This window comes from Acinetobacter sp. CAU_H_29a_1, from assembly GCF_058599505.1.
In genome coordinates this window covers 240796-255491 of record NZ_CM178655.1, presented here as the reverse complement: position 1 = coordinate 255491, position 14696 = coordinate 240796, and the positions used below count along the sequence as shown (strand labels likewise).

The 14696-nt window shown below is 39.1% G+C and carries 13 protein-coding genes and 1 tRNA gene; 6 read left to right on the top strand and 8 right to left on the bottom strand.

Going from position 1 to position 14696, the window contains the following annotated elements; genetic code table 11:
- Nucleotides 1-79: 79 nt before the first annotated feature.
- Nucleotides 80-155 (top strand) — tRNA-Thr (locus AC4MDD_RS01155).
- Nucleotides 156-222: 67 nt separating this feature from the next.
- Here AC4MDD_RS01155 and AC4MDD_RS01150 read toward each other — a convergent pair.
- The 3 genes from AC4MDD_RS01150 to AC4MDD_RS01140 form a co-directional block, all read right to left on the bottom strand.
- Nucleotides 223-1053 (bottom strand): SAM-dependent methyltransferase, encoded by an 831-nt coding sequence (locus AC4MDD_RS01150; protein ID WP_491882194.1) that lies wholly within the window; start codon nucleotides 1051-1053, stop codon nucleotides 223-225.
- 3 nt (nucleotides 1054-1056) lie between these two features.
- Nucleotides 1057-2355 (bottom strand): FAD-dependent oxidoreductase, encoded by a 1299-nt coding sequence (locus tag AC4MDD_RS01145; RefSeq protein WP_004978178.1) that lies wholly within the window; start codon nucleotides 2353-2355, stop codon nucleotides 1057-1059.
- Between the two features lie 414 nt (nucleotides 2356-2769).
- Nucleotides 2770-3651, bottom strand: a complete 882-nt coding sequence (locus AC4MDD_RS01140) for a pirin family protein (RefSeq protein ID WP_004978180.1) — start codon at nucleotides 3649-3651, stop codon at nucleotides 2770-2772.
- Between the two features lie 332 nt (nucleotides 3652-3983).
- Here AC4MDD_RS01140 and ycaC point away from each other — a divergent pair, with 332 nt between their 5' ends.
- Nucleotides 3984-4610 (top strand): isochorismate family cysteine hydrolase YcaC, encoded by a 627-nt coding sequence (gene ycaC / locus AC4MDD_RS01135; RefSeq protein WP_004691629.1) that lies wholly within the window; start codon nucleotides 3984-3986, stop codon nucleotides 4608-4610.
- Nucleotides 4611-4737: 127 nt separating this feature from the next.
- Nucleotides 4738-5661, top strand: coding sequence for a LysR substrate-binding domain-containing protein (locus tag AC4MDD_RS01130; RefSeq protein WP_491882193.1), 924 nt, complete (start codon nucleotides 4738-4740; stop codon nucleotides 5659-5661).
- Nucleotides 5662-5759: 98 nt separating this feature from the next.
- Here AC4MDD_RS01130 and ahpC read toward each other — a convergent pair whose 3' ends face one another.
- The 4 genes from ahpC to AC4MDD_RS01110 all read right to left on the bottom strand — a co-directional run bounded on the left by ahpC (nucleotide 5760) and on the right by AC4MDD_RS01110 (nucleotide 9251).
- Nucleotides 5760-6323: an alkyl hydroperoxide reductase subunit C gene (gene ahpC, locus AC4MDD_RS01125; protein ID WP_491882192.1), complete on the bottom strand. Its 564-nt coding sequence runs from the start codon at nucleotides 6321-6323 to the stop codon at nucleotides 5760-5762.
- A 278-nt stretch (nucleotides 6324-6601) separates the two neighbouring features.
- Complete coding sequence (locus AC4MDD_RS01120; RefSeq protein ID WP_035326242.1) at nucleotides 6602-7093, bottom strand: flavin reductase; 492 nt, start codon at nucleotides 7091-7093, stop codon at nucleotides 6602-6604.
- Nucleotides 7094-7175: 82 nt separating this feature from the next.
- Nucleotides 7176-8222, bottom strand: a complete 1047-nt coding sequence (locus AC4MDD_RS01115) for a methionine synthase (RefSeq protein WP_004691635.1) — start codon at nucleotides 8220-8222, stop codon at nucleotides 7176-7178.
- Between the two features lie 36 nt (nucleotides 8223-8258).
- Complete coding sequence (locus AC4MDD_RS01110; protein WP_491882191.1) at nucleotides 8259-9251, bottom strand: DUF1852 domain-containing protein; 993 nt, start codon at nucleotides 9249-9251, stop codon at nucleotides 8259-8261.
- An 897-nt stretch (nucleotides 9252-10148) separates the two neighbouring features.
- Between AC4MDD_RS01110 and AC4MDD_RS01105 the strand changes: the two genes are divergently transcribed.
- Nucleotides 10149-11447, top strand: coding sequence for a dicarboxylate/amino acid:cation symporter (locus AC4MDD_RS01105; RefSeq protein ID WP_491882190.1), 1299 nt, complete (start codon nucleotides 10149-10151; stop codon nucleotides 11445-11447).
- Between the two features lie 136 nt (nucleotides 11448-11583).
- Here AC4MDD_RS01105 and AC4MDD_RS01100 read toward each other — a convergent pair whose 3' ends face one another.
- A complete protein-coding gene (locus AC4MDD_RS01100) occupies nucleotides 11584-12474 on the bottom strand; it encodes a LysR substrate-binding domain-containing protein (RefSeq protein ID WP_279677407.1) in 891 nt (296 codons plus the stop codon).
- A 134-nt stretch (nucleotides 12475-12608) separates the two neighbouring features.
- Between AC4MDD_RS01100 and AC4MDD_RS01095 the strand changes: the two genes are divergently transcribed.
- Both AC4MDD_RS01095 and AC4MDD_RS01090 read left to right on the top strand, forming a co-directional pair.
- Nucleotides 12609-14027, top strand: a complete 1419-nt coding sequence (locus tag AC4MDD_RS01095) for an aspartate ammonia-lyase (protein ID WP_491882189.1) — start codon at nucleotides 12609-12611, stop codon at nucleotides 14025-14027.
- Nucleotides 14028-14504: 477 nt separating this feature from the next.
- Entirely contained in the window at nucleotides 14505-14627 is a 123-nt protein-coding gene (locus AC4MDD_RS01090) for a hypothetical protein (protein WP_257232889.1), read from the top strand.
- Nucleotides 14628-14696: the final 69 nt, after the last annotated feature.

Genomic DNA, 14696 nt, shown 5'->3' with positions numbered 1-14696 from the left:
ACAAAAAATCATGTGCATTTCAATCGCTCACTTTTTGGCTTGCGTTTTCAAGAAAATCCGCTATTATTCTCACCACGTTGCCGGCATAGCTCAGTTGGTAGAGCAACTGACTTGTAATCAGTAGGTCCACAGTTCGAATCCGTGTGCCGGCACCATTTTATACTTAGCCTCGCTTTTTAGTGAGGCTTTGTTGTTTCTGGCCTTTTGGTTTTTTATTTCATTTTAAATGTCTTTAACTGCTGTAATTTGAACATAGCGCACAATGCCCTGTTCAAATAATTTTTGGCAAAGCTTAGCCGTCATTTTAATTTTGAAATAATCCAAATTTTGAGCGGCCTGTTGGACTAAATGCACATGATAATAACGAGAAAACCCCGCCAAAACTGCATCTGATAAATCTTCAATAGCAACCTGCTGATAGCCTTGTGCTTCTATCGAATGCTTTAAATTCGTCTCTAACTGAAGATGTTCCAAATGAACATCGGCTGCTTTTAACAGCATTTTCAGTTGAAGCTTCTCAAAACGATTTAAATTCAAAAATGCATCACTCAACATCAGATAGTGAAAACCGATGCGCCCTTTTGAATTTAAAACAGAATGGGTTGATCTTAGAAATGAATTTACATCACTGTGATAAGCGGCATCGAGGCACAACACCACATTAAAAGGTGCTGAAAATAGCTTTGAATTTAAATTTAAAAATGACGTTTGAATGATGTGTATCTTTGAATTTAAAGTGTGTTGTATGTGCTGAACACATTCGGCTTGTAACTCAACCGCACAAAGTTGCTGAACATGGTAATGCTGCTGCCACAGCAATAGACTCGCACCCTGTCCACAGCCCAAGTCTAGAACACGGTCATTTGATTTTAGCTGTAATCGATCAGCAAGGTGTATGGCTAGTGTTTGGCAAGCCTCAGGATAGGATAACCTTGCATCATCCCAATAGCCAAGATTGCTCCAAGCCAATACAGCGTGATCTCCCAATTGTTTTGCATCAATTGCATATTTATGTTTGGGCAGATGTCGCTGTAAGGTTTGGAGCCATTTCATGCTTTAGTAGCCGAGTTGTGGGGCAACCTCAACTTTAGGTTTTAATCCAACAAACGGCAATGGTGCACCGAAAATTTCTGCAATATGCATTGCTGAAGTTACGGCAGACTCTAAAATAGGCAGACCATCGCACGACCATGAACCACAGAAGAAGACTTTTCGGTTAGCACTTTTATGGCGTTGTTGTAACTCTTTATTCAAAGCCACCGTTTGCGAGTCCACCACCGCACGGGTCAAAGTTACAGTTGAAATCACTTTTTTCGGGTCAATCTCGGTCACAGGCTGCCACGTTTGGAACACAGCGTTTTTACCGACCAAACTTGGTTCGACTGAATTAAGCCAAACCGTGAACTGTTGACGGGTAAACTTACGGTCCATCATATAGCTCAGCACTGACCAGTCTTTACGCTTAGGCGGCATCACGGAAGGATCAGTATGGATCACCAGCTGACCTTGCTCAAAACGGAACTGCTTTAACAGCGCAATATCATCTGCAAACTGAACAGGATCTAAAAACTCTTCAATTTTTGTGGTTGGCGTTGCCACCACCACACGGTCAAACAATTGCTGTTCGCCCTTATTATTTTCAACCAAAACTTTGTCACCTTGTTCAGTGACTTTGCTAATAGCAGATCCGCTTTGGATATTGATGTTTTCAATCAATTTATCGACTAAGGCAGGTGTTCCACCTTGTATACGCAATAAAGCATCGCCATCCGTCAACTGACGTAAAAAGATCAGCAGCGGTTTCGCTGGCCATTCGCCGATGGTTTTTGGATTACAGGTACAGATGGTGTAAAGCACAGGCATGACTGCGCCATGCCAAAACACTTCTTCAATGTCATGCTGGTTGATAAATTCAGCCAAGGTAATGTCTTGATCTTTAGATTTGAAGAATTTAGCAATCGCGGTTTTAAGCTGCAACATACCTTTAACCAAGCGCCATCCATACTGCTGTAGGCCTTTACGGTTATTGATAATCGGGAAATTGCCAATGCGGCTACGGGTAGTGGTTAACCATGTTTCTGTACGGTCTTCAAACAACCAACTACATGCCATGTAAGTGCGTACTGGATACGTTTTGATGCCTAAATAAGTCGCAAGACTTAAGGTGTTTTTCCATAAGTGTGGGTTCATGACACGTAACGGAGCATCAATCAGACCACCTTCAAACTCTGTACTGTGGCTATCCATCCCTCGCCCAGTCAGTGCTTCGAAAATAGTAATATTATGCCCAGCATCCTTTAGAATTCTTGCGGTAGCAAGACCGGCCATGCCGCTACCAATAACTGCAATATCCAAAATTATGATCCGTCAGTCTGACTTATATTGACTGAAATTATGACCCAATGTCGAAAAAATAGGGCTATTAAAAAATACCAGAATCACATTTTTTCATGTGCCGCACCAGTAGAACGATATTTGCTTAAATTACATTTCATTACACTAAAAAGCCACTTAAATAAACACAGGTTTTTTATGAATTTTATTTTAAATAAAAATATAAACCCTTTAAAAACAAAGTATATAAATTAACTATTTTTATAACATCTGTTTTACAAAACAGCGAAAAAGCGCTAATATACGCCTCGCATAAAAAAGATAATTACATCACATAATAATTCATGACCAACTATGCAAAACAAGAAGACTACAGCGCCTAAAAAATCCCTACCCTTGACCGAGTAGGGATTTCTTCTTTTTAGCGACAAGATTTTAGTCCACCACAGCAACAGGGATTTCACCAAACTTGCCACGATTAAAATCATCAAAAGCTTGCACAATTTCCGCTTTGCTATTCATCACAAATGGACCATAACCTTGAATTGGCTCATTTAGTGGTTCACCAGTCAACACCAAGAACTTAGTGTCTTGCAGCGCTTGTAGTTGAATTGCAGCTTCGCCATCTTGAGCAAACATCACAATGGAACTATCCACCACTTTTTGCGTGCCATTAATCAGCACTTCACCACTGAGTACCACCACAATCGTGTTATGCGTGACGGGCACATGGATAAAAGTTTCATACTCTGCTTTTAATTCACCATCCCAAACATTGACGGGACTATACGTTTGAGCAGGGCCATGATGACCACCAAACTCACCCGCAATCACACGTAGATGTCCAGCATTGTCATCCATTTCGATGCGCGGGATATCCGCCACGGTCAAGGCTTGATAACGCGGTGTGGTCATTTTGTCTTTGGCTGGCAAATTCACCCAAAGTTGCACCATTTCAAACAAACCACCATGCTCAGCAAAGGCAGGAGAATGAAACTCTTCATGTACCACACCTGAACCCGCAGTCATCCACTGTACATCGCCAGTATTGATGGTACCACCGCCGCCGCTAGAGTCTTTGTGCGTCACTTCACCACTATAGGCGATGGTAACCGTTTCAAAACCACGATGCGGGTGTGAACCCACACCACGTTGCGATGTGGTTGGATCAAATTTGTAAGGTGCTGCATAGTCCAAAAGTAGAAACGGGCTAATCGCTTGTCCTAAGCGGTCATATGAAAAGAGGTTTTTGACAGGAAAACCATCACCAACCCAATGCATGTCTTGATTACGATAAACACCAATTACTTTTTTCATCTTGGAACTCCTATATCGATAGGATGAATATGCAATCTATACTACCCCTTTCCTCAGCCGTCTTATAGCACTGCGCTAGTACACACAATCACACGAATAGGACAATCTCGTTAAAATCGTATCACCCACATAAAAACCAATTTAAAAACAAAGCCTTTCTTTATCTTTATGGCATATTTTTGCTCAAATTTTCCTATTTTTAAGATTAAGCATCTCGTTTGGCTTATTTTATTGTCTCATTTTCCTACCTATGATGATGTTCAAGCTCAAGGCACTAACCTTCTTACTGATTGCCCTGAGACTCGACTGATAATCACAACGAGAACAGAAAAATGGCGAAACCTTATATTCGTTTAGATAAAGATAATGCAGCGGTTCTTTTGGTTGACCACCAAGCGGGTCTACTTTCACTGGTCCGTGACATTGACCCTGACAAATTTAAAAATAACGTACTCGCACTGGCTGCTGCCGCGAAATATTTTAATCTTCCCACCATTCTGACCACCAGTTTTGAAGAGGGTCCAAACGGTCCTTTGGTCCCTGAGTTGGTCGAAATGTTCCCCGATGCACCCTATATTGCACGCCCAGGGCAAATCAATGCATGGGACAATGAAGACTTTGTTCAAGCCGTAAAAGCCACAGGTAAAAAACAATTGATTATTGCGGGTGTAGTAACTGAAGTCTGTGTGGCCTTCCCTGCACTGTCGGCACTGGAAGAAGAGTTTGATGTCTTTGTGATTACTGATGCATCGGGAACCTTTAACCCCATCACCCGTGATGCAGCATGGGATCGCATGTCTCAGGCAGGCGCACAGCTAATGTCATGGTTTGGTGCAGCTTGCGAATTACACCGCGACTGGCGTAATGATATTGAAGGCCTCGGTTCACTCTTTGCAGCGCATATTCCAGACTATAAAAACCTGATTCAAAGCTATAGCAAAAATACAGCGCAGAAATAATTCAACCTGAGCAAAAGCGATCTTCGGATCGCTTTTTTGTCGTGCGCAATCGTTAGCGATGATACAGTATCAGATCATCCATCACAGACTGCCTTCGGTCACAAATCAATACAGGCTTGAACCCATCATGCATTCATTTGACGACTATTATTATTTTTATCTTGTGGTCAAACACGGCGGTTTCAGTGCAGCAAGTGATGCCTCGAACATCACCAAGTCTAAGCTTAGTCGCCGTATTTTAGACCTTGAAGCCAAGTACAACGTGACCCTGATTCAGCGTTCAACACGACATTTTAAAGTCACACCTTTGGGACAAGAGCTGTTTGAAGAATGTCGTCAAATCATTCAGCAAGTCGAAAGTGCACACAATGTTTTACTGAAACAGAAAAGTGAACCGCAAGGTTTAATCAAGATCAGCTGCCCTTCTGCGATGATGCGCTATCAAGTACGAAGTTTACTCAATCATTTTTTAAAACAATATCCCAAAGTCCAAGTGGAAATGGAGCTGACCAGCCGTCGTGTCGATGTCTTGCATGATGACATTGATCTTGCCATTCGGACCAATTTTAGTGCCAATGAAGACTCGAGTATTGTGGTCCGTGATGTGGTCAAAACCACGCATTGTTTGGTGGCCAGTCCTGATCTGCTACAAGGCCGTGAAATTCAATTTGCCACCGAGCTGAATGACTTTCCGACGCTCGCACTGGGGGTACAAAAGTCCGATTATCAATGGATATTGCATCATACCCAGAGTGATGAACAGATCGTGATTCCTTTAGAACCACGGGTCAAAAGTAATGATGTCGCAGGTGTGTATTATTCGGCTCTAGATGGACTCGGCATTGCCAACCTGCCTTACTTAACGGTAGAGGCAGATATTGCTTCAGGTCGCCTGATTCACATTTTGCCCGACTGGTGTTCCAATATTGGAACCGTACAGTTGGTCTATGCTTCACGTAAAGGACAACGTTTGGTCATGGAAAAACTGATTGAGCATTTGATTCAGGGTTTAAGAGACTTTGCCAGCACCAGCAAGGGTTACCATCTGTAAAAGCTAAAAGAACCTTGCATAAAAAAATCAGCCACTTGGGCTGATTTTTTACAGGTATCATGCTCATGACTTAGCACAATGCAACCATCGAGGTTGACTTAGATTTTACCAACCAAGTCGATTGACGGCGCAAGCGTTGCTTCACCTTCTTTCCATTTTGCAGGACATACTTCGCCTGGGTGCGCATGCACATATTGTGCTGCTTTCACTTTGCGTAATAGTTCAGACGCATCGCGACCAATACCGCCGGCATTAATTTCAATAATTTGGATTTTACCTTCAGGATCAATCACAAAAGTACCACGGTCTGCTAGACCTTCTGTTTCAATCAGCACATCAAAGTTTTTAGACAAAGTCCAAGTTGGATCGCCAATCAAGGGATACTGAATTTTACCAATCACATCTGAAGTGTCGTGCCATGCTTTATGGGTAAAGTGGGTATCGGTCGATACGCCGTAAATTTCCACACCGAGTTTTTTAAACTCAGCATAGTGATCGGCTAAGTCGCCCAATTCTGTTGGACACACAAAGGTGAAATCAGCAGGATAAAAAAATACAACAGACCATTTGCCTTTTAAGTGTTGCTCAGATAACTCAATGAATTCACCATTTTGGTAAGCAGTTGCATTAAACGCCTTAACTTCAGTATTGATTAAACTCATGTATTCGTCCTCAAAAGATTTGTGAGAGTGCTTAAGTGATGAAGCAAGAATACGCACAAACCAAAAATTGGTAAAACAGTAAGTTTTTATTATTTTTATCGGATTTTTAGATTTATTATTTCCCGACACTGTTGCCCGATTTTCACCATCTTGTGACCTAAATGAAAACCTTTCGATTTTTCAAATCGAGCTAATACAGTCAAATCTAGAGTCAAGCAGTGGAAAATCTATGATTTGGGAAGCCATTTCAGAGTCTTGATGTTCAATAAAAAGTGAATTTAAGCCGTTTCGGTCTGGCCTACCTGATGATAAGCACGATTAAAATAAACTAAACTTTGCTCATGCTGGCTTTGTTGAATCGCGACAATACGGCACATAAAAACCGTATGTGTTCCCACCTCTTGAATGTCATCAATTTCACAATCAAAATTGACCAAAGCATCCTTTAAAACAGGTGCGCCAGTTTCTAGCTCTGTCCAAACACCATGTTTGAAACGCTCTTCAGACGTCATTTTAGATGCAAAGACATTCGAAATATGCTGATGTTGTGCACCTAACACATTCACAGTGAGGATTTTATTATCGACAAAATGTGCATGTGAACGCGATGCTTTATTCATACAGACCAATAATGTCGGTGGTGTATCCGTCACACTGCATACGGCAGATGCTGTGAATCCATGACGATCAGCCATGCCTGCCGTAGTTACGACACTCACTGCACTGGTTAACAAAGACATTGCATCTCTAAAGTCTGTTGCTTCAATCATCATTTTATTCCTCAGTAGAACGGACACATGCTTTGACTCAGATAAAAGCTACCTATTTTATCAAACAGGTAGCCCTCTCACATCACGCGCTTGCTGCGTATGAAGCCGAAAGTTCTTTACGAATAATTTCTGCACCTGCGCTTAACGCATTCAGCTTACCACGTGCGACTTCACGTGCTAAAGGGGCCATGCCACAGTTGGTCGATGGATAAAGCTTATCTGCATCGACAAACTGAAGTGCTTTACGTAGTGTATTCGCAACTTCTTCAGGTGTTTCAACGGTGTTGGTTGCGACATCAATCGCACCCACCATGACTTTTTTACCGCGAATCAGCTCGATCAGATCCATCGGCACACGCGAGTTTTGACATTCAAGTGAGATGATATCAACTTTAGATTGTTGCAGTTTAGGAAAAGCTTCTTCGTATTGACGCCACTCTGAACCCAAGGTCTTTTTCCAATCGGTATTGGCTTTGATGCCATAGCCATAGCAAATATGTACAGCAGTTTCACATTTCAGACCTTCAAGTGCTCGTTCAAGCGTTGCAACACCCCAGTCATTTACTTCATCAAAGAACACATTAAATGCAGGTTCATCGAACTGAATGATATCCACGCCAGCAGCTTCTAACTCACGTGCTTCTTGATTCAAAATTTTGGCAAATTCCCAAGCCAGTTTTTCACGGCTTTTATAGTGACCATCATACAGCGTATCAATCATAGTCATTGGACCAGGAAGCGCCCACTTGATCGGCTGATTTGTTTGGCTACGTAAAAACTTAGCATCTTCTACAAATACTGGTTTTTGACGGCTTACAGCACCTACCACTGAAGGTACACTCGCATCATAACGATTACGGATACGAACCGTTTCGCGTTTCTCAAAATCAACGCCATCCAGATGTTCAATAAACGTCGTCACAAAATGTTGGCGGGTTTGTTCGCCATCACTAACGATATCAATACCTGCATGGAGTTGTTCTTGCAATGACAAACGTAAGGCATCTTGTTTCGCTTCGAGTAATGCCTCACCTTCGAGTTTCCAAGGTGACCAAAGTTTTTCAGGCTCAGCAAGCCAAGAAGGTTTCGGTAAACTGCCCGCAGTTGATGTTGGTAATAAAATGGCCATTTTAAATCTCTATTTCAATATTCTATTTCAGTTAAATTAAGCAGCGTTGCTGTTTACGGTATAATTCGCAGCCCATTGTTCAAGGATGTCTTGATAAGGCTTAATAAAGTTCTCTTCCGTCCATTTACCTTGCTTGACCGCGAGCTGACCACGTTCAACACGGTCATAGACAATTTGTGTTAATGAGTAATCTGGATACTCTAAGCTGGCTTGATAGACTTGAGCTGCTGATGAATTTGCATTGTAAATTTCAGGGCGATAAATCTTTTGGAAGGTTTCCATGGTGCTAATCGCACTGATCAATTCAAGATCGGTGTAATCACGCAGTAAATCACCCGCAAAATAGAATGCTAAAGGCGCAGCGCTCCCTTTTGGCATAAAGAAGCGAACCCGTAAGCCCATTTTATGGAAATACTCATCGGTACGTGAATATTCATCTTGTTTATACTCAACGCCTAAAACAGGATGCTCATTGGCAGTACGGTGGTACTTCTTCGCCGTTGAAACACTCAAACAAATCACAGGCTGTTGATTAAACTCTGCTTTAAAAGTCTCTGAGTTCACCAAGTATTGATACAGTTTGCCATGTAGATCACCAAAACCTTCAGGTGCATACGACGTCGAATTCTCTTTATTATGTTCTTTCAGCACCACGCTAAAATCGTAGTCACGTACATAAGACGAGAAGCTATTGCCAATCATGCCTTCAATACGTTGATGGTTATGATGATCATTAATTGTGCTTTTCAGCATTTCAATAATTGGGAAAGTTTGACCATTCCCCTCAATGTCTAAATTTGCAGAAATAATATCGATTTCAAGCGAATAACGATCACCATTCGGGTTATCTGTTTGTGCTAAGGCATTGAAACGATTATTGATCATACGAAGTGTATTACGTAGGTTCTGCTCACGGCTTTCACCACGCGCCAAGTTAGCAAAGTTCGTCGTTAGACGTGTGTTATCTGCTGGTTGATAGTTTTCATCAAAACGAATGCGTTTAATTGAACATGCAAACTCTGTACTCATGGCGATCTGTTACCCTATATTTCTGCGATAAAACTGAATTTCTTTCATGCTCTTTCTAGAGGGTCCAATTTTCTTTTTGGATCTTTCTAGCAAATCGTCTTTCCAGCCTTCTCATATTTTTCTGAGCATCAGGCTAAGAAGCAACGATGAATATGATCTATCGTTAAGAGCGTGGTTTAATTTATACCTGAATGATCACATGAATAAAAATGATTTAATCTCACACCAAAGTGAACTAAATTCATGTTTGTAAATTCTGTCGCTTTAACAATGAATTGTGCGTGGATAATTTTTTGTGGATGTACGAAAGGAAAGAATGAAAACATCAAGCCCTCGTACGTGAGCTGTGAAAAGTCATGATATTGCTAAATCAACGCCATCAACACGCTACCTCTATATTTTAATTATCTATTTATATCAGTAACTTAAAATCATGAGATGATTATTAAAAGATTAGATAAACCTGTCAATTCAATGGTTTTTGTCCGTGTGAAAATGATGGGCGAAAGCTTAGTTTTGAGTTCGTGTATTCATTAACTTTGGTTTCGCTTTCAGACCTTGGCTCTTCCTCACAGAGTCAGGAAATTTAGTATCTTTCCTATCACCAATCAGAATTAAAAAAACAAACATTCGGTCTTTATATTAAGAACAGCTCATCTATATCAAGTAAAACTAAAGAATCATCTCATGCATTTTTTGCATAACTGAATTAAAAATTGCATTGTCGTTTTTTTTAAAAAAAAGTAACACTTGCCACAGTTAAATCCCCAATCGACGATTTAGCACTCAATATCTAAAGCAATGCCTATATAAATTGATCAACATGGAATGTCATCAATGCCTTGCTACATCAGGCCAAAAGTTGATGAAAAGAAGATTAAAGAAGGAACGATAAGTATGAAGCAGAAGAAATTACTGAAATATATTCTGATTGCCATGATCTCTGGAATACTGATTGGTTGGGCTTTTCATAGCACGTTAACGACTGCACAAACCACAGAACTTGCCGCCTATTTTAAAATAGTGACCGATGTATTCTTAAGATTAATTAAAATGATTATTGCACCCTTAGTTTTTGCAACAATCGTTTCTGGTCTTGTCTCAATGGGAAAATCCTCATCGCTGGGATCAATTACCTTAAAAGCCATGAGTTGGTTCATTGGTGCATCATTTATTTCACTTTTACTGGGCATGGGCTTAGCCAATTTATTCCAACCTGGCGCTGGAATGAATCTCACCGTCCCTCAAACAGCGGTTGATATTGGTGTCAGTGCGACAAGTCTGAGCTTAGAAACGTTCATTACGCATATTTTCCCGCGTAGTTTTGCTGAAGCCATGGCCAATAATGAGATATTACAGATTTTGGTTTTCTCAATTTTCTTTGGTTCTGCACTGGCCTATGTTCAACATCATAGTGAAGTGACCGTCATTGGCAAAATTATTGATGAACTCTGTAAGGTGATGTTCCGAATTACAGATTATGTCATGGCATTTGCCCCTATCGCCGTTTTTGCAGCCATTGCTTCCGCGATTACCATTCAAGGCCCTAAGCTGATTATCGATTATAGTATTTTCATTGGACAGTTCTATGTAGGATTACTGGTGCTTTGGACTCTCCTGATTGCTTTCGGCTATATCTTCTTGAAAAAAGATATTTTTAGATTGATGCGAATCGTGCGTGAACCCACCATGTTGGCATTTGCGACCGCAAGTAGCGAATCGGCTTATCCGAAAACCATGGAAGCTTTGGATAAATTCGGTGTTCCTAAACGTATTACTAGTTTCGTGCTCCCTTTAGGTTATTCTTTCAACCTCGACGGATCGATGATGTATATGGCATTTGCCGTGTTATTTATTGCACAAGCCTACAACATTGATTTAAGTTTTTCCCAGCAAGCACTCATACTCTTTACCCTCATGATTACGAGTAAAGGGATTGCAGGTGTTTCACGAGCATCCATTGTGGTGATTGCCTCCACACTGGCTATGTTCAAGCTTCCTGAAGCCGGTATTCTATTAATTTTAGCGATTGATCAGTTTTTAGATATGGGCCGTACGGCAACCAATGTGATTGGAAATAGTATTGCAACTGCCGTGATTGCACGTACTGAGGGCAATAAAGATGAGCTTACGGAGCAAGAAGGTATCATGGTGAACAACATTCCTCCCGCAAACCAATTGGCCGATAACAGTTAGAATTATTTATAGATAAAATAAAAGGTGATTTTTAAATAGTAAGTAAAAGTCCTTTATTTACTATTCATAAAATTACCTTATGTATTATTAATAATATGCTTTACAACAATTAACCAAAATAATTAATAAAATCCAATTATTTATTTTTCTGAATCAAAATATTCCAAATATAATTAATTCGATTTGAAAATGACATTTCACGTTTAACCAAATAGACATCTTGAAATAAATAGTACTGCTTGCCGTCCAGTACTTTTAATTTATTTTCTTGAATTTCTCTTTCAACCAATAATTTAGGCAGCCATGCCACACCTAAACCTTGTAATACCAACTCTTTTAAATCACCTGCATTATCCGTCTCATATAAAGTTCTATAATCCAACTTATTTTCAATCGCTTCATCCACACAGTTTCTTAAATATGCTTGTTTACTATAAGACAACAAAGGAAAAGACTGATCGAGTGAATATTTGGCCGTCCCATCATGATCTAAGGCCGTCACCGGGAGTATTTCCATTTCAACAATTTTATGAAATTCGAACAAAGAACGATCGAATTGTTCTAATGTTTTTTGATCGCAATAGCTGATTAAAAAATCACACGAACCATCTTTTAATAAGCGCATGCCCTGTTTGAAATTAGAGGCAATAATTTCCAATTTTAAGTCCGTCATATCCATGGATAACTCATGAATAAAGCGGGGGAAAAACTGGGTAATGAGCGAGTGTGACACTGCAAACTTGACGGTTAACTCATCATGTCTCACATTCTTTTCTAAATATTTTATTGTTGTAGTGAGTTGATTTTGTATATTTTTTGCCGAAGCCAGTAAAACTTGACCTGCTTCTGTGAAATCAATATTTTTACTATATCTTTTCAATATTTGGAACCCAAGTGAGTTTTCAATATTCTGAATTCTGCGCGTAAAGGCAGACTGTGTGACATGTCGTAGAGCTGCTGCTTGAGATATCGATTTTTCTTGCTCTAACGCAAGTAAATCTTCAATCCATCGAATTTCTAAAGTCATAACTCATTCTTCACTCATCCTTTGATCAATTATAATCTATTATGCAAAAAATGCATGTAGTAATATATTTTTACATTAGAAAAAAAACTGTGCGCACTTTAATATCGATTTATTCGAGATTAGAGTCTATTTAAATGAACATTAAGATTAACACACGCGTTGAAAAGGATTTATTAGGACATAAAGAAATTCCTACTCATTGCTATTATGGTGTACAAACTTTAAGAGCTTTAGAGAACTTTAATTTAAGTCCAAATAAACTCAATCAATTCCCTGTTTTTATTAATGCCCTTGCAATGGTTAAAGCTGCATGCGCAGAAGCCAATTTTAAACTCAATAAACTTGAAGAAAATAAATACAATGCTATTCAGTATGCATGTGAACAAGTTATTAATTATAAGTATCATGACCAATTTCCAATTGATATGATTCAAGGTGGTGCGGGAACATCCACCAATATGAATATCAATGAAGTGCTGGCTAATATTGGCTTAGAACATTTAGATCATTTAAAAGGCGAATATCAATATTTACATCCAAATAATGATATTAATATGTCTCAATCAACCAATGATGTCTATCCAACAGCAATTAAAGTGGGTTTAATTTTTGCAATAGATCAATTGAATAGCCCGTTTCAAAATTTAATTCAAAGTTTTAAGAATAAATCAGATGAGTTTTCACATATCTTAAAAATGGGTCGTACCCAATTGCAAGATGCCGTTCCAATGACCTTGGGTCAAGAATTTGGCGCATTTGCAAATACCTTACAAAATGATTTAAACAAGCTCAATGACATCATGCCGCCTGCTTTAAGTGTTGTAAATTTGGGCGGAACAGCAATTGGAACAGGGATCAATACCGAAGTTAAATATCGTGAATATGCCATCGCAGCATTGTCTGAAATTACGCAAAAGCAGATCAACAGCTCACCTGATTTAATTGAAGCAACCTCCGATATGGGTGATTTCGTTTTATTATCGAGCTTCTTAAAACGTACTGCGACTAAACTCTCAAAAATTGCCAATGACCTGCGTTTGCTGTCTAGTGGCCCTCGTACTGGTCTGAATGAAATCCATTTAGAACCGCGTCAACCAGGCAGCTCAATTATGCCTGGTAAAGTGAACCCAGTTATTCCAGAGGCAATGAATTTAGTGTGTTTTCAAGTCATTGCAAATGATTTAGCTATTACTTTGGCGGCCGAAGCAGGTCAGTTACAGCTCAATGCGATGGAGCCGTTAATTGCTTTTAAACTGTTCGAATCGATCGATTTGTTGGGTAAAGCGATGCAAATGTTCCAATACAAATGTATTGAAAACATCCGTGCCAATGCTGAACACTGTCAGGCAAATGTAGATAATTCAATTGGCATTATTACTGCACTCAACCCATATTTGGGCTATGAAACAACGACTCGTATTGCAAAACAAGCGAATGAAACTGGTCAAAGTGTATTGGCTTTAATTAAAGCTGAAAACCTATTGTCTGATCAAATTTTGGCTGATGTGCTATCGATCAAAAATATGGTTCATCCTCAGCAATCTTTATCATGATTTATTAGCATTTCGTCTTTTTAAAAAGGGATCTCATCAGAGGTCCCTTTTTTATAGAGAGGAAAAGTATGCTATGTCACTCGTATTAGCTGAACATTTTTATTCTATAAAGCTCTTTTTTAAATACCAAATTTGCCTAGCCATAAAAAAAGAACTTGATATAAATCAAGTTCTTCTTTAATACTAAATACAACAATCAATTATTGTACAAGTTAAAATGGAAATCCATATGTATTTTAATATAAATATTAAATTTCAAATACTTATAAAGTATTTTTAATTTTTTGTAAAGTTAAATATCTTTTAATCAATGTTGATTACATTTTCTTAGTTCCTTCTAACATTTATCTTTACAAAAATAACTTAAATGAAAATATCTAAAATTATCTAACTTTATCTTTTTTATATCCAGAAATATTTTCTTTATAACTTCTATGATTCTTATCACTAGATAATCACTTTGATAGGAGAAATAGAATGTCTAGAACACCTAACGATGATCGCTCTGATAGCATGAATCCAAATAATGATGCCTATTGGGATTCTCTAGATAATCATTCAGATCAATTAAATCCAAACAATGATCGCTACCAAGGATAAAGCATTATGCATCTAGGAGATTTCGATCTCCTATTTGTTTTAGGGAAAGCTATGTATTACTCAAAAGAT